Annotated in this window: 15 protein-coding genes; all 15 read right to left on the bottom strand. The window is 68.2% G+C overall.

Annotation, left to right across the window (positions count from 1 at the left end; translation table 11 throughout):
- Window positions 1-80 precede the first annotated feature (80 nt).
- Window positions 81-1,268 carry an elongation factor Tu gene (tuf, locus tag DEJ09_RS04215; protein ID WP_027466734.1) on the bottom strand — a complete coding sequence of 396 codons (1,188 nt, stop codon included), beginning with the start codon at window positions 1,266-1,268 and terminating at the stop codon, window positions 81-83.
- Window positions 1,269-1,415: 147 nt separating this feature from the next.
- Entirely contained in the window at window positions 1,416-3,533 is a 2,118-nt protein-coding gene (gene fusA, locus DEJ09_RS04210) for an elongation factor G (protein ID WP_027466735.1), read from the bottom strand.
- Window positions 3,534-3,620: 87 nt separating this feature from the next.
- Entirely contained in the window at window positions 3,621-4,091 is a 471-nt protein-coding gene (gene rpsG / locus DEJ09_RS04205; protein ID WP_017885539.1) for a 30S ribosomal protein S7, read from the bottom strand.
- A 5-nt stretch (window positions 4,092-4,096) separates the two neighbouring features.
- Window positions 4,097-4,465, bottom strand: a complete 369-nt coding sequence (gene rpsL, locus DEJ09_RS04200) for a 30S ribosomal protein S12 (RefSeq protein WP_017885540.1) — start codon at window positions 4,463-4,465, stop codon at window positions 4,097-4,099.
- Between the two features lie 228 nt (window positions 4,466-4,693).
- Window positions 4,694-5,896, bottom strand: coding sequence for a hypothetical protein (locus DEJ09_RS04195; RefSeq protein ID WP_146245666.1), 1,203 nt, complete (start codon window positions 5,894-5,896; stop codon window positions 4,694-4,696).
- Window positions 5,897-5,933: 37 nt separating this feature from the next.
- Window positions 5,934-6,449: a DUF6121 family protein gene (locus DEJ09_RS04190; protein WP_111087738.1), complete on the bottom strand. Its 516-nt coding sequence runs from the start codon at window positions 6,447-6,449 to the stop codon at window positions 5,934-5,936.
- 27 nt (window positions 6,450-6,476) lie between these two features.
- Window positions 6,477-7,031, bottom strand: coding sequence for a hypothetical protein (locus tag DEJ09_RS04185; RefSeq protein WP_111087737.1), 555 nt, complete (start codon window positions 7,029-7,031; stop codon window positions 6,477-6,479).
- Window positions 7,032-7,258: 227 nt separating this feature from the next.
- Window positions 7,259-7,969, bottom strand: a complete 711-nt coding sequence (locus DEJ09_RS04180; RefSeq protein ID WP_111087736.1) for a hypothetical protein — start codon at window positions 7,967-7,969, stop codon at window positions 7,259-7,261.
- Window position 7,970: 1 nt separating this feature from the next.
- On the bottom strand, window positions 7,971-8,747 hold the full coding sequence (locus DEJ09_RS04175) for a hypothetical protein (protein ID WP_111087735.1): 777 nt from the start codon (window positions 8,745-8,747) through the stop codon (window positions 7,971-7,973).
- On the bottom strand, window positions 8,744-9,796 hold the full coding sequence (gene pilM, locus DEJ09_RS04170) for a type IV pilus assembly protein PilM (protein WP_111046462.1): 1,053 nt from the start codon (window positions 9,794-9,796) through the stop codon (window positions 8,744-8,746). Before pilM ends, DEJ09_RS04175 begins: the two co-directional genes overlap by 4 nt.
- Before the next feature lie 59 nt (window positions 9,797-9,855).
- Window positions 9,856-10,719: a prepilin peptidase gene (locus DEJ09_RS04165; RefSeq protein WP_375537949.1), complete on the bottom strand. Its 864-nt coding sequence runs from the start codon at window positions 10,717-10,719 to the stop codon at window positions 9,856-9,858.
- Window positions 10,716-12,608, bottom strand: coding sequence for a hypothetical protein (locus tag DEJ09_RS04160; RefSeq protein WP_111032238.1), 1,893 nt, complete (start codon window positions 12,606-12,608; stop codon window positions 10,716-10,718). Before DEJ09_RS04160 ends, DEJ09_RS04165 begins: the two co-directional genes overlap by 4 nt.
- On the bottom strand, window positions 12,608-13,267 hold the full coding sequence (locus DEJ09_RS04155; RefSeq protein WP_111032237.1) for a PilW family protein: 660 nt from the start codon (window positions 13,265-13,267) through the stop codon (window positions 12,608-12,610). The genes DEJ09_RS04160 and DEJ09_RS04155 overlap by 1 nt, the downstream gene beginning before the upstream one ends.
- Entirely contained in the window at window positions 13,267-14,604 is a 1,338-nt protein-coding gene (locus DEJ09_RS04150; protein ID WP_111087734.1) for a prepilin-type N-terminal cleavage/methylation domain-containing protein, read from the bottom strand. The genes DEJ09_RS04155 and DEJ09_RS04150 overlap by 1 nt, the downstream gene beginning before the upstream one ends.
- Before the next feature lie 78 nt (window positions 14,605-14,682).
- Entirely contained in the window at window positions 14,683-15,144 is a 462-nt protein-coding gene (locus DEJ09_RS18455) for a type II secretion system protein (RefSeq protein WP_111087733.1), read from the bottom strand.
- Window positions 15,145-15,274 lie beyond the last annotated feature (130 nt).

Below are 15,274 nucleotides of genomic sequence, written 5' to 3'. Positions count from 1 at the left end.
TGTACGGCCCGCCAGTGGCCGCGTACGACGAAGCGGGGCCGGGCCCGAAGGCCCGACCCCGCTGCCGCAAGGAACCGGAGTTACTTGATGATCTTCTCGACCGTACCGGCACCGACCGTACGACCACCCTCGCGGATGGCGAAACGGAGGCCCTCTTCCATGGCGATCGGCTGGATCAGCTCGACCGTCATGGCGACGGTGTCACCGGGCATGACCATCTCGGTGCCCTCGGGCAGCGTGATGACGCCGGTGACGTCCGTGGTGCGGAAGTAGAACTGCGGGCGGTAGTTCGCGTAGAACGGGTTGTGACGCCCACCCTCGTCCTTGGTCAGGATGTACGCGTTCGCCTGGAACTCGGTGTGCGGCGTGACCGAACCCGGCTTCACGACGACCTGGCCGCGCTCCACGTCCTCGCGCTTGAGGCCACGGATGAGCAGACCGGTGTTGTCACCGGCGACCGCCTGGTCGAGCAGCTTGCGGAACATCTCGATGCCCGTGACGGTGGTCTTCTGCGTCGCGCGGATGCCGACGATCTCGACCTCGGCGTTCAGGTTGAGCGTGCCACGCTCGACGCGACCGGTGACGACCGTGCCACGACCGGTGATCGTGAAGACGTCCTCGATCGGCATCAGGAACGGCTGGTCGGTGGCGCGCACCGGGTCCGGCACGTGCTCGTCGACCTGGGCCATGAGGTCCTGGACCGACTTGACCCACTTCTCGTCGCCCTCGAGCGCCTTGAGCGCCGAGACCTGCACGACGGGAGCGTCCTCGTCGAACTGCTGCGAGCCGAGGAGCTCACGGACCTCGAGCTCGACGAGCTCCAGGATCTCCTCGTCGTCCACCATGTCGGACTTGTTCAGTGCGACGACGATGTAGGGGACGCCGACCTGGCGGGCGAGCAGGACGTGCTCACGCGTCTGGGGCATCGGGCCGTCGGTGGCGGCGACCACGAGGATCGCGCCGTCCATCTGTGCCGCACCCGTGATCATGTTCTTCACGTAGTCGGCGTGACCGGGGGCGTCGACGTGCGCGTAGTGACGCTTCTCGGTCTGGTACTCGACGTGCGAGATGTTGATCGTGATGCCGCGCTGGCGCTCCTCGGGAGCGTTGTCGATCTGCGCGAAGTCGCGGGCCTCGTTGAGGTCCGGGTACTGGTCGTGCAGAACCTTGGTGATCGCCGCCGTGAGCGTGGTCTTGCCGTGGTCGACGTGACCGATGGTTCCGATGTTGACGTGCGGCTTGGTGCGCTCGAACTTGGCCTTGGCCACTGTGGGTCCTCCTCAGGACTCGGAAGCGTCACCCCCGGCCGGCCCTGGATGGGCTCGGGACCGTTGGTGCGCGGTGTGTGTCTGTACTTTACTTGGTGGCGAGGGGCCCGTCGCCGGGCGCCCCCGCCTGTGGAGAAGCGCTGAGCGCTACTCCCCCGCGTTCTTCGCGATGATCTCCTCGGCGACCTTGGCCGGGACCTGGCTGTAGGTCTCGAAGGTCATCGAGTAGACCGCACGACCAGAGGTCTTCGACCGCAGGTCGCCGACGTAGCCGAACATCTCGGACAGCGGCACGCTCGCGCGGACCACCTTGACGCCCGAGGCGTCCTCCATCGAGGCGATCTGGCCACGACGGGAGTTCAGGTCACCGATGACGTCGCCCATGTACTCCTCAGGAGTACGGACCTCGACGGCCATGATCGGCTCGAGGATCGCCGGACCGGCCTTGCGAGCCGCTTCCTTGTAGGCGATCGAGCCGGCGATCTTGAACGCCATCTCGGACGAGTCGACGTCGTGCGCCGCGCCGTCCTTGAGGATGGCCTTCACGCCGACCGTCGGGTAGCCCGCGAGGATGCCGACCTGCATGGCGTCCTGGATACCGGCGTCGACCGACGGGATGTACTCGCGCGGGACACGGCCACCGGAGGTCGCGTTGACGAACTCGTAGACCTTCTCGCTCGTGACCTCCATCGGCTCGAGCGCGATCTGCACCTTCGCGAACTGGCCGGAACCACCGGTCTGCTTCTTGTGGGTGTAGTCGTAGCGCTCGACGATCTTGGTGAGCGTCTCGCGGTAGGCCACCTGGGGCTTGCCGACGCTCGCCTCGACGTGGAACTCACGCTTCATGCGGTCGACGAGGATGTCGAGGTGGAGCTCGCCCATGCCCTTGATCGTCGTCTGACCGGTCTCGGCGTTGAGCTCGACGCGGAACGTCGGGTCCTCTTCGGCGAGCTTCTGGATGGCCGTGGAGAGCTTCTCCTGGTCGGCCTTCGTGTTCGGCTCGATGGCGACCTCGATGACCGGCTCCGGGAACGTCATCGACTCGAGGACGACCTGGTTGGTCGGGTCGCACAGGGTGTCACCGGTGGTGGTGTCCTTGAGGCCGATGACCGCGTAGATGTGGCCAGCGGTCACGTTGGCGACCGGGTTCTCCTTGTTGGAGTGCATCTGGAAGATCTTGCCGATGCGCTCCTTCTTGCCCTTGGTCGAGTTGATGACCTGGGCACCGGACTCGATCGAGCCGGAGTAGACGCGCACGTAGGTCAGACGACCGAAGAACGGGTGCACCGCGACCTTGAACGCGAGGGCCGAGAACGGCTCCGACGCGTCGGGCTTGCGGATGATCTCCTTCTCCTCGTCCTTGACGTCGTGGCCGATCATCGGCGGCACGTCGAGCGGGGACGGGAGGTAGTCGATGACGGCGTCGAGCATCGGCTGGACACCACGGTTCTTGAACGCGGAACCGCAGAGGACCGGGTAGAGCGTGCTGCTGACCGTGAGGGCACGGATGGCTGCCTTGATCTCGGCGACCGAGAAGTCGGTGTCGCCCTCGAGGTAGCGCTCCATGAGGACGTCGTCTGCCTCGGCCACGCGCTCGATGAGCTTCTCGCGGTACTCGGCGGCGCGGTCCTGCAGGTCGGCCGGGATCTCTTCGATCTCGTACTTCGCGCCCATCGCGACGTCACCCTTGGCGTCGCCGCGCCAGGTGAGTGCACGCATCTGGACGAGGTCGACGACGCCTTCGAACGAGCTCTCGGAACCGATCGGCAGCTGGAGCACGAGGGGCTCCGCGCCGAGGCGGTTCACGATGGTGTCGACGGTGTAGTAGAAGTCGGCGCCCAGCTTGTCCATCTTGTTGACGAAGCAGATGCGCGGGACGTCGTACTTGTCGGCCTGACGCCAGACGGTCTCGGACTGGGGCTCGACGCCCTCCTTGCCGTCGAAGACGGCGACCGCACCGTCGAGGACGCGGAGCGAACGCTCCACCTCGACCGTGAAGTCCACGTGACCGGGGGTGTCGATGATGTTGATCTGGTTGTTGTCCCAGAAGCAGGTCGTCGCGGCCGACGTGATCGTGATGCCGCGCTCCTGCTCCTGCGCCATCCAGTCCATCGTGGCAGCGCCGTCGTGGACCTCACCGATCTTGTGCGTGATGCCCGTGTAGAACAGGATGCGCTCGGTCGTCGTGGTCTTGCCGGCATCGATGTGCGCCATGATGCCGATGTTGCGGACCTTGTTCAGGTCGGTGAGCACGTCCTGTGCCACAGGGTTCCTCCGGAAGAGTTGTAGGAGAGGTTGGCGGCCGTCCGGGCGCCGGGGTTCTTGACCACCGGCACCCGGACGGTGCCGGGACTACCAGCGGTAGTGGGCGAAGGCCTTGTTCGACTCGGCCATCTTGTGCGTGTCCTCGCGGCGCTTGACCGCGGCACCGAGACCGTTCGACGCGTCGAGGATCTCGTTCATGAGACGCTCGGTCATCGTCTTCTCGCGACGGGCCTTGGCGTACGAGGTGAGCCAACGGAGCGCGAGGGTGTTCGCGCGGTGCGGCTTGACCTCGACCGGGACCTGGTAGGTCGAGCCACCGACGCGGCGGCTACGGACCTCGAGGGTCGGACGGACGTTGTCGAGCGCCTTCTTCAGCGTCACGACGGCGTCCTGCTGGTTCTTGGCGGAAACGCCCTCGAGTGCACCGTAGACGATGCGCTCGGCGAGGCCCTTCTTGCCGTCGAGCAGGATCTTGTTGACGAGCTGGCTGACGATCGGCGCACCGTAGACCGGGTCGGCGACGACGGGACGCTTGGGGGCGGGACCCTTACGAGGCATCTAACTCAACCCTTCTTCGCGCCGTAGCGGCTACGAGCCTGCTTACGGTTCTTGACTGCCTGGGTGTCCAGGGCGCCACGGATGATCTTGTACCGCACACCCGGGAGGTCCTTCACACGACCGCCGCGGACGAGCACCATCGAGTGCTCCTGGAGGTTGTGGCCCTCACCGGGGATGTAGGCCGTGACCTCGGTGCCGTTCGAGAGCTTGACACGAGCGACCTTGCGCAGTGCCGAGTTCGGCTTCTTGGGGGTGGTGGTGTAGACGCGGGTGCACACACCACGCTGCTGGGGGTTCGCCTTCAGGGCGGGCGCCTTGGTCTTGGTGACCTTCGGCGTACGACCCTTGCGAACCAGCTGCTGAATAGTAGGCAACTGTTCTCCTGGTTCTTCGCTCGTGCTCTCTGGCCGGCGCGTTCCGCCGGCTTCCTCGTCCCACGCTGAGCACCGCCGGACGGCGGGTGTTCGAGTGGGGGACGGAGTGGTCCGGCTGGGCGATCCCGCTCGCCGGACTTTTCGGGCGCGCCCGAGGGCGCACACCCGGTAGAGACTACCCGCGTAACGGGACGAAATCAATCCGGGTCACCCCGGGAACCGACACCGTCATGAGCCGGTGTCGGACGACCCGTTGCCCACTGCCGAGCGGAACGTGGCGCCGTCGCTCGAGAAGCCCGTGACGTACCCGCTCGCGTTCACGTTGAGCGGCCCCGCGGAGGCCGTTCCGGTGCCGGCAGCACCCGAGATGTCGGCCGTGTACTTCGCCCGGCCGGGCGCCGTCGTCGTGATCAACCAGCCGTTCGTCGTCCAGCTGCCGACCCGGACCGTCGGCCGCGTCTCGAGCGTCCACTTCTGGTTCGAGTACGTGTACGCGGGGTTCTGCCCGTACGCGTAGAAGCTGCACCCGGCGGGGGCGGCGTCGGTGGAGGCGATGCAGCCGTCCACCCAGTCGTCCACCGCCCGCTTGGCGGCCTGCTGCCCGGCGGTGGTCAGGGTCGTGGTCATCTGCACCGGGGTCGAGGTCGACCGACCGAACCCGCTGACGCTCGCCGATCCCCCACGGGCCGTGGTCCACTTGCCGCCGTCGAAGGCGACGTCGTACGTGCCGGGCAGCGCGCGGAGGCTCACCGTGCCGTCCTTCGCGGTCTCCACGTTCCGGCCGGCGACGGTGACCGACGCACCGGACGGCCCCCGCACGGCGACGGCGACCGATCCGAGCTCGGGGGCCTGCAGCTCCCAGATCGGGAACACACCCCAGTCCGTCCCGGTCTTGTCCAGCGTGAAGGTCGCAGCGACGTCCTGCCCGCCCTGGCGCAGGTACGCGCGGACCGTCGCGGTGTCGCCGTCCGTCCGCGTCGCGGCGACGCGGTAGCCGGTGACCTTGTCCGATGCCTTCGCGTAGGCGGCTTCGCCGAGCAGCACGTCGGTCTTCTCGCGTTCGATGCCCGCGTCGTCGAGGGCGTCGGCCACGCGTCCGGCCGTCAGGTCGTCGAGGAACGCCCGCACCGGGCGGTCCGCTGAGTGCGAAGAGGAACCGACCGAGTACCCGACGACACCGGCGACGAGCAGCAGGACGACCGCCGTGCCGCCCGAGATGATGCCGATGAGCTGACCGCGGCGGAGCTTCCGGCGAGGACGCTGCGGCACCGGCCCGGGCATCCCGGGGAATCCGGGGGCTCCTCCGCCGGGACCCGGACCGAACCCCTGGGCCGTTGCCCCGGACGTTCCGTCCCCACGGATCGAGGCCACCGGCGGGACGGCACCCCAGCCGCCCTGCTGGTCCGGATCCTGCGCGTGCTGGTCGCTCATCGTTCCCCCGTTGCGTGTGCGTCGTGCCCTGCGAACACTACCGTCCGGCGGGTTCCTCGCCCGCGTTCGTCCGGTTGGGCCCGGAGCGCTCGTCAGGCCCGTCCAGACGTGCCGCCCCGGCCGCGCCCGAGCCGCCATCGGTCCGTGCCTGGTGGCGAGCCATCGTGATCCCGCCGAGCACCGACAGGAGCGCCACCACGACGGACCCGACCACGAACGGCCCGAGGGCGTACCCCGCGGGGAAGACGAGGAGCTCCGTCGCGTCCGAACGGACGAGCGCGTAGCCCACGGCTCCGACGCCGAGCATGACCAGGTAGACCGTGGCCGCGGCCACCAGGGCCGTGACCCCCGGGTTGCCGTCGCGCACGCCGGCCGCGGTCGCGAGGAACACCACCACCGCGCCACCGACCACCATCGCGGGCCCGAGGTACGGGGTGGCGTCGGGCTGCGAGATGACCTCGACGTCGGCGAGCAGGGCTTCGAAGCCCGTGACGGCGATCACGAGCGCGATGAAGAGGACGGACGTCATCGTCGCGATCAACCATCGGGACATGGGCCGATCGTATCGCCGACCGGCTGGTCAGCGAGCGGGTTCGGCGTGGTCCGTGTCGTCCGCGTGCTCGCGACGGTCCGCCCGGTCGGACTGCTCCTGCGCTGCGGCGACCAGGGCGAGCGCGATCGTCGCCGTGATGATCGGGACGGTCTCCGTCATGGGGGCGGGCACGGAATCCGGCATCGTCGCGGCCGTCTCGTCCGTCGCGTCCGCCGCGTCCGTCTCGTCCGCCGCGTCCGTCGGGACGTCGGACTGGAGGCCCGTGGCGGCGTCCGCCTCGGCGGTGCCCTCCGGCTCGTGGTCACGCAGCGCCGGGCCGATGACCGGCAGCACCCCCGTGGTCGCGGCCGGTTCAGCGTGCAGGACCGGCGGCTCGGTGGACACAGATCCGTCGCGCTTCGCCGCGCGGCGCGCTCGGCCCATCTTCACCAGGACGACGACGGCGACGATCGCCCAGATCCCGTTGACGATGGTCGAGGGGACAGCGTGGTGCGCGGCGACGTTGATGGCCACCGCGAGGCCGCCGACGAGGTTGAACAGCTGGTAGAGCGGGCCGTTCGGGATCTTGCCGGTGGAGAACAAGATGTAACCAGCTAAAACGGTTACTGCACCGAACCAACCCAGGAATTCCACGATTCCGACCAACACGCGCGACTCCGGGCACGACGAGGAACGGCCGGTTCGAGCCGACCGTTCGAGAGGGGATGAGCAGCCGCGATCACGGCGTCTGGTGCATCGTAATCACAACGACGGGTGTCGCGGAAGTGGGGTCGGCGTGGCGCGGACGACCCCGGTCCGTGGGGGTCGGGTCAGCCCTTCGCGGCCGTGTCCGAGTCGGCGGTCAGGACGTACACGTAGCCACCGAACGTCCACGTCGTCGCAGCCGCCGCGGCCGGGTCGGTCGAGTCCTGCGAGATGGAGGACGACACCGTGGTGACCAGGAAGAGTCGAGCGCCGTCCTGCATGCCCCCGACGAAGGACAGGGCCTGGTCGAACGACCCGTCGACCGACACGGAGACGGGGATGGCCGAGAAGTTCGCGGCCGAGATCGCCGGGTCGGTCACCGGCCCCGTCGCAGCGCCGGTGGATGCCGCTGTCGGCTCGGGCGTCGCCTCGTCCGTCGCGGAGGCCGACGAGCCCTCGGTGCCCGCGGCAGTCGAGGCCGCGACGGGGGCGGTGTACGCCACAGCGTCGGACGTCGTGATCGCGGACACCTTCACGCCCGCCCGGGCTGCCACGCCGTCGACTGCGCCGTAGAAGGAGGACATGTTCGCACTCGACGGCACCGAGGTGGTGAGCTCCGCGAGTTCCGCCTTCATCGCCGGCAGGGACTTCGCGCGGTCCTTGAGCCGGGCGAGTTCCGCCGCCGTCGTCCGGTTCGTCGCGTCCACCGACACCTGGTCGGTACGGTCACTCGCGGCCTGTGCGAGATGTGGCTGCACGCCGAGGAAGAACCCGGCGAGTGCCACCACGACCATCGCCACGACGGCGAGGAGCATGTTGAGTCGGTTGCGGGTCATCTCACTCGCCCTTGTCCTGGTACTTGCCGTCGAAGGCGGCCTGGTCGACGTGGATCGTCATGTTCACCGTGTACGTGCCCGTCGTCGGGTCGAGCGTGACCGAGTTCGCGGTCGCGTCGACGAAGCCCTTGAGCCCCTTGACGGCATCGAGCCACGATGGAACGGACGGCAGCGTCGGGCTCTGCGCGTCGATGGTCAGGGTCGCGACACGCTGCCCCTGGAGCGGAGTGTCGGCCTGCGCGTAGGTCTCCAGCGGCGTGGCCGAGTCGATCGCGACGCCGGTGATCTCGACTCCCGCCGGGAGCGATGCCTTCAGCGAAGCGAGGTACGGCTGCCAGGCGATCTCCGTGGCCCCGCCGACCGACTGCGCGGCTTCACGCAGCGCGGTACCGGCCTCCGTGTCCCGGACCTCGCGGTAGTTCGCCTGCTGCTGCAGGAGCGACAGGGTCTCGTCCTGCGCGTGGGTCAGGTCGTCGTGGGCCTGGCTGGACAGGAGGCTGGCTCCGGCGGTCGCGATCCCGACCACGATCGCCACGAGGACCACGCCCGCCCACATCCGACGGACGACACGGCTGCTGCGTCGGTCGGCGAGGACCTCGGTGGGCAGGAGGTCGACGCTGGGGCGGCCCCCGACGACGATCTCGCTGGGGGTGGTCCGACGCTGACGCCTGACGCGCTCCGCGGTCTCGGCGGCGACTCGCAGGGCCGGGTCGGGCGCTGCTCCTCGACGGCGACTCCGCCCAGAGCGCGAGGGCTTCGACTTGGTCGACTGGCTCATGCTGCCTTCCCTCCCGCGGCGAGTCCCCATGCCACCGCGATCGATGCGCCGTGCGCGTGCAGGTCCTCGACCCGGATCGACTTCGCGAGCGCGACGTTCGCGAACGGTGCCCCGAACCGGACGGGCGTCCGGGTGAACTCCGAGAGCGCCGCGGCGAAACCGGGGAGCGCAGCTGCAGCGCCGCAGAGCAGGATCTCGCCGACGGGCTCGGCAGGGTGGGTGTTGACGAAGTAGTTGACGGTGTTGCGGAGACTCGACAGTAGTTCGCCCATCGTCTCGCGGACCGCCGCGACCGCGAGCGCGTCGTCGCCGGTCCGCGCCCGCTCGGGATCCATGCCCAGGTGGCGCTTGACGGCTTCGGCCGCTCCCTCGTCGATCGTCAGCCGGCCGGCGAGGAGCCGCGTGATGTCATCGCCGCCGGTCGGCACGATGCGGACGAACTTCGGGACGCCGTCGGTGACGATGACGACGGTCGTCGTGTTGCCGCCACACTCGACGATGGCCACGGTGCCCGGCCTGTTCGCCGGCGCGAGGACACGTGCCAGGGCGAACGGGATGAGGTCGACACCGACCGGCTTGAGCCCGGCGTTCTGGACCGCGCGGACGTTGGCGAGCACGGCGTCCTTCACGGCGGCGACGAGGAGACCGCTCACGGTGGGGCCGTTCTCCCCCGTCTCCTCGCTGGTCGGGTAGAAGTCGAGGATGGCGTCGCCCACGGGCACCGGGAGCATGTCCTGCACCTGGAAGGGCAACGATTCGCGGATCTGCGCGATGGGGGCTTTCGGGACCGTCAGGTCGCGCGACAGCACCCGCTGGTTGCCCATGCCGAGCACGACGTCCTTCGAGCGGAAGCGCCCGAGCGACCAGAGCTGTCGGAGCGCACCCGCGACGGTGTTCGGCTCGAGCACCTCCCCCTGCTTCGTCGCGCCCGGGGGCACGGGCACCTCGGCGAATCGCAGGATCGTCGGTCTCGGCTTGTCGGCGTCCTGGACCTCGACAGCACGGATCGCGGCGGCGCCGATGTCGACGCCCACGATGCTCTTCGACATGGGTGGTCCTTCCGTGACCGTCTTCGGGTCGGTCTGGTGGGTCAGCGCGCGGCGAGGCGTCAGGCGAGTCCGAGGAGGCGCAGGTAGCCGTCCCAGGCGAGGGCACCGACGGCGATGCCGAGCCACACACCCGCGAGCATCCAGGGGCCGAACGGGATCCCGCTGCGACGGCCCGCCCGGCGCACGACCAGGAGGACGACTGCGAAGGTACCTCCGAGCAGGAACGCCGCGAAAGAACCCACTGCGAGGGGTCCCCATCCGAGGTACGCCAGCACGAGGCCGAGCACGCCGGCGAGCTTCACGTCGCCGAGCCCCATCCCGCCGGGCACCGCCAGCGCGAGCACGAGGTAGACGCCGCCGAGGACGACCAGGCCGATGAGCCCCCGGAGCGCGGCGCCCCAGTCGCCGGACGCCGCCGACGCCGCCAGCAGGAGCACCGGCAGCACGATGTAGGCCGGCAGCACGATCCGGTTCGGCAACGTGTGGGTGTCGAGGTCGATGAGCGTCAACGAGATGCTGATCGCCATCAGGTACAGGAGTGCGACGAGCAGGATCGCAGCGTGGATCGTTCCGGGGACGCCGTCCGGCGCCGCCAGCGGCGACCACGGTGCGAGTACCGAGAGCAGCGTCACCGCGACGAACAGGAGGCCCGTGGCGGCTTCGACGAGCGGGTACCGGGCCGAGATGGGCGCGCCGCAGTCGCGGCACCGGGCGCGCAGGACGAGCCAGGAGATCACGGGCACGTTGTCGCGACCTCGGATCTCGTGACCGCATCGGGGGCAGGAGCTGGCCGGCGCGACGACGGACATGCCCGCGGGCACGCGGTAGACGACGACGTTCAGGAACGACCCGATCGCGAGACCGAGCACGCCGACCAGCGCGGCGACGAGGGGCGCCACCGAGGCCAAGGACGCCACGGTCACTTCCCCGTCGGAGTGCCGTCGGCGCGGAAGGCCGTGGCCGACTCGGTCTCGGTCGTCACGCCGTACGTGGTCGAGACCGGCTGCAGGAACTTGGGCGGGGCCGAGGACTTGAGTCTGCTGTCGTACGAGTACGCCTTCGCGTACCCGGTGAGGTACGAACCGTAGGAGGTCCGCACCGAGCCGCGGAACTGCTGCGCGATCGAACCGTAGATCGTCAGGATCCCGAGGTTCGACCCGAACGCACTGTTCTGCACGTTGAAGGTGCCGAGGTTGCTCGCGATGGCGGCATCGATCTCGATGTTCCGGGTCGGGGCGAGGTTGGCGGACGAACCCGACGAAGTGGAGCACGCGCTGCTCGTCCCGGAGGAGCACGAGATGGGGTTGTAGACGGACACTGCTCGCTGCCCCACGAGGCCGAGCATGTCGTCCGAGCCACGCCCGTTCTGGTAGACGATGCTCCCGGTCACGTAGACGAAGTTCTCGGCGGCCAGCGTCATCTGCCCTCCGAACGAACCCGACACGAAGACGTCGCCGTTCCGGCATCCGTAGTACCCGGAGTCACCGAGGCTGCCGGTGAACTCGTTGCTCTTCGGGTAGCCGAGTCCGTTCCCGTAGTCAGAGGTGGTCTTGCCGCTGGCGTCCTTCACGTTCTGCTGGCAGTAGACCGGCGAACCGGCGTTCACGGTCCCGTTCACGGTTCCGCCCGGGGGTGGTGTCGTGTTGGGCGCCCAGTAGTTGGGATCTCCGCTTGCGCTGGGGACCGTCTGCACGAAGACCAGGTTCGACGGCAGGGTCGGGATGACCGCCCCCGCACCCGTCAGCGCCGAGACCGATCCACAGAGTGCGTCGTTCGTGCTGCCGCCGATGATCGTGCCGTTCGCGGCGCCGGAGAGCTGGGTCTTCTTCGTCCACGGTGAGACGACGCGCATCTTGCCGCCGGACAGGAAGGTGATCGACGTCGGCCCGGTGTAGATGCAGCCGGGCTTCGCGACCTTGTCGGGGATGTCCGTCCGTGCCTCCTGCTTCATGTTCGCGTTCGTGCTCGGCATCGGGAGGGTGCCCCTGGTCTCGATCCGACCGCCGTTGAACTTCGTCGAGGTCCGGCACGACGAGTCGACCTTCGTCTCCTTGCTCGTGTAGAAGAAGTCGGCTGCTCCGGTGTCGTACACGGCCCGGTTGAACGTCGCACCGCAGGCGGTGATGACGTCGTTCGTCCGGACGGGGCCGTCGAGCGTGTCGCCCGCTCCGAACTGCACCGCGTCGCAGCTGGTGTAGTAGTTCCAGTTGCTGTCGTTGCGGTGCGCCGAGGTACACCGCGTCGTCGTCGCAGCGCCCGTTGACGTCGTCGCGGTCTCACCGGTGAGGCTGGGGTCCTGCGACTCGTAGTTCGTGAACCACAGGTAGTTCACGAAGCCGTCACCGCGCAGGTCGACGACGAGTGTCCGGGTCGCGGCGTCCGCCTTGCCGGTGACGCGGAGGCGGACCTTGCCGGTGTTCGCGTAGGCGGAGTTGTCGACCTCGTACCGGTAGAACTGATCAGTGCTCCCCACGACCGGTGCCCACGTCCCGCCCACGGTTGTTCCGAAGGCCTTGTTCGCAGTGTCGGTGGAGTACGTGCTCTCGCCTGAGAACGGGGTCCGCACCCCGTACCTCACGTACGCGTTGTCCGCCGCGAGGCGTCCCTGGTAGTCCGACAGGCCGGCGTACGCCGCAGCCATCGCCTTGTTGTAGTCGTCGTCGTTCGACGCCTTCGTCGCGCCACTCGTCGCGGTCGCGACCACCAGCGAGAGCACGATCATGAGCACCGCGCCGAGGCCGATGACCGCGGCGAGCGCCACGCCACGTTCGTCGTCACGGCTGCGGAGGGCACGGACAAGTCGGATGAGCATCATGACTCCGTCGCTGCGCCGTAGTCGAGGTTGCGCAGGTTGATGTTCGCTTCGAAGGTGGTGTCGTTCGCGGTCGTCCCCGTCACGGATCCGACCGTGAGGGCCACGTCGACCGAGCGGATCGAGTCGAGGGTTGCGGCTGTCGGGGTGACGACGCCATCGGCGGCGTTCCGGTAGCTGAACAGGGGGCTGCCGGCGTTCGTCCGGATGACGTCGGCCAGCACGATGGTCTTCGTCGTGCCGGTGAACGTGCAGTACCCGTTCGCCGGGCAGTCGCCGCGCTGGAGCTGCATGCGGAGCTTCGTGCCCTGCGTGTCGATCGTGACCTTGGTGAGCCCGGCCCGGGACGTTGAGAGGTCGACGCCGGAGTAGAACCGCATGCTCGTCGCCGTCGCACTCTCGAACGCCGCCAGGTTCGTCGTCTTCGTCAGCTGCACGCGGGACGCTTCACGCAGGTACCGGCTCACCTGCGTCATGGAGGTCGTGCCCTGCCGCGTGCTGTCGTTGACCGACGAGACCGTCCGCTGGGCCTTGATCATCGAGACGAAGAAGCTCCCGACCAACGTGAGCAGCAGTGACGTGACGAGCATCGCCACGAGGAGCTCGACGAGCGTGATGCCCCGTTGCTCCGAGTGGAGACGACGGATGATCGCCCGCATCAGCTGACCGGCCTGGGATCGACCATCACGGCACCACTCCGGACGGCGCCGTTCGTGACCATCGCGGCGTTCTCGTTCGTGAGGGCGAGGGCGTTCGTCGTGGATCCGGCCGTGTCCCCGGAGTAGATCTTCCAGGTCCCCCACGGCAACGCGATCGACGCAGTGCCCGCTGCGAGCTTCGGGAACTGCAGGGTCATCCCTGCGGCACAGCCCGGGTCGCCGTTCACGGGCGTCGTCGTCTTCGCGGTCAGGAACTTGCCCGCCGTCAGACCCGAGAGCTTGACCGCCCCCATCTGCACGGTGATCGTCGCCTTGTTGTTCAAGGGCTCCGAGGGTGTCCCGACCTTCAACTTCGCATTCGGGGTCGTCCAGGACCCCGGCTCCGGGCTGAGACAGGTCGACGACGAGGTACCCGACGCGTCGACGACGTACGACCCGGCGACCACCCGGTAGCTCCCGTACGGGAACAGCGACGCCGACCCGGCGGTGTTCGGCAGTTGGGTGGTGCCGGAGGTCGGGTTGATGAGCGTCGTCGGCATGTTGGTGGGGAGCATCGCGCCCACGTCCGGGGTGGACGTGTACGTGAACGTGTACTTCGCTGCCATGTCGAAGCTGAACGCCGCAGCCCCGGAGGCGCCCGCAGCGACGGTGATCGTCTGCGATGACGGGCTGACCTGCTGGTTCGAGTCGACGTAGCCGCTCCGAGCGATCTTCACCGAGTACGTGCCGGGATCGACTCCGGAGACGTAGGTGCACCCCTCGTCATCGGTCGCGGGCATGGTGACCCCGTCCGGGCCGGTGACCGTCGGGATGATCCCGGAAACCCCGACGCCGTTCGCGTTCGTGACCCCGATCAGGATCGAACCCGTGCTGTCCGAGTTGATGTTCGTCAGCGGAGCGATGGCGCTCGACATGGTGACCTGCTGCGAGCCCGACGACGATGCACTCGTCTTCCAGCTGACCGTGACGGTGACGGCTTTGTAGGACAGCACGCCTTCGCCGGTGCCGCAGGCCGTCGCGCTTCCCGAGGACCGGGTCCACGACACCTTGCGCGTGAGGGCGAAGGTCTGGTTACCGACCTTCGGCGAATCGGTACCGCTCTTGATGTCGAAGATGCTCGGGAGGTCGCGGAGGCCGTCGATGTCCTCCATCGCGATCGTCGACGCGACCTCTCGAGCACGGGTGTCCTTCGAGAGCACGAGCGAAGCGGTGATGCCGGCGGCGATGCCGGCTGCGATCAGGGCGAAGATCGTCATCGCGACCATCACCTCGATGATCGTGAAGCCGTCCTCGTTGTCGCGTGCGGAACGCAGTCGCTCGGCGATGCGCGAGATCATGGCGTCCCTTCTTGCTGCAGTGGAAGTGCATCAGGGCGGACGGCGACCCACGGGTCAGCGTCCGCCCCGACTGTCGTGTTACGGGGTCTTCTTCGTGAATACGCCAGCGGAGCACTTGCCCTCTGCCACGCCGGTGGAATCGGTGGCACCGAAGGTCTTCTTCGTCGCCGTGCTCGTGCCCTGGATGCAGAAGGCGGTCTTGTCGGCGTTGGCCGTGTAGACCAGCGTGGTGTCGTCTCCGACCGTCGTGCCAGCCTTCTTGTAGTCAGCGGTGGTGATGTCCGTCGCAGTGACGGGGAACGTTCCGTCCCCGTTCGTCGCGATGCTCACGACGGCGGTCTTCGCGTTGGTGACGTCGGACTTGACTGCCGAGTCCTTCGCGTTGTTCTGCACGCCGATGTACACCGGGATGGCGATCGCGGCGAGGATGCCGATGATGATGACGACGACGAGGAGCTCGATGAGCGTGAAGCCCTTCTCGCCGTCCTTCAGGAGACCCTTGCGGCGAGCGTCGAGCTTGCCCATGAGAGCGAAGTACATGGTTGTTTCCATTCTGCGGGGAATGTCGGGGAAATGAGTTCGGGGCTTGCTCGGCCGCCGCAGATCAGCGTATTGGGGGCACATCGAGCGGCCAATCCCGAGAACGGGGGCCATGCTGGGCACAAAACAC

The organism is Curtobacterium sp. MCLR17_055, assembly GCF_003234305.1.
Lineage (GTDB): Bacteria > Actinomycetota > Actinomycetes > Actinomycetales > Microbacteriaceae > Curtobacterium > Curtobacterium flaccumfaciens.
Note: the sequence above shows the minus strand (reverse complement) of the source record. Positions and strands in the feature narration are given on the sequence as shown.

What these genes read in the sequence shown, in the direction of transcription:
- rpsG (WP_017885539.1), bottom strand. Translation starts at nt 4,091, where the DNA reads ATGCCTCGTAAGGGTCCCGCCCCCAAGCGTCCCGTCGTCGCCGACCCG.
- DEJ09_RS04195 (WP_146245666.1), bottom strand. Translation starts at nt 5,896, where the DNA reads ATGAGCGACCAGCACGCGCAGGATCCGGACCAGCAGGGCGGCTGGGGT.
- DEJ09_RS04190 (WP_111087738.1), bottom strand. Translation starts at nt 6,449, where the DNA reads ATGTCCCGATGGTTGATCGCGACGATGACGTCCGTCCTCTTCATCGCG.
- DEJ09_RS04180 (WP_111087736.1), bottom strand. Translation starts at nt 7,969, where the DNA reads ATGACCCGCAACCGACTCAACATGCTCCTCGCCGTCGTGGCGATGGTC.
- DEJ09_RS04175 (WP_111087735.1), bottom strand. Translation starts at nt 8,747, where the DNA reads ATGAGCCAGTCGACCAAGTCGAAGCCCTCGCGCTCTGGGCGGAGTCGC.
- pilM (WP_111046462.1), bottom strand. Translation starts at nt 9,796, where the DNA reads ATGTCGAAGAGCATCGTGGGCGTCGACATCGGCGCCGCCGCGATCCGT.
- DEJ09_RS04160 (WP_111032238.1), bottom strand. Translation starts at nt 12,608, where the DNA reads ATGCTCATCCGACTTGTCCGTGCCCTCCGCAGCCGTGACGACGAACGT.
- DEJ09_RS04155 (WP_111032237.1), bottom strand. Translation starts at nt 13,267, where the DNA reads ATGCGGGCGATCATCCGTCGTCTCCACTCGGAGCAACGGGGCATCACG.
- DEJ09_RS04150 (WP_111087734.1), bottom strand. Translation starts at nt 14,604, where the DNA reads ATGATCTCGCGCATCGCCGAGCGACTGCGTTCCGCACGCGACAACGAG.
- DEJ09_RS18455 (WP_111087733.1), bottom strand. Translation starts at nt 15,144, where the DNA reads ATGTACTTCGCTCTCATGGGCAAGCTCGACGCTCGCCGCAAGGGTCTC.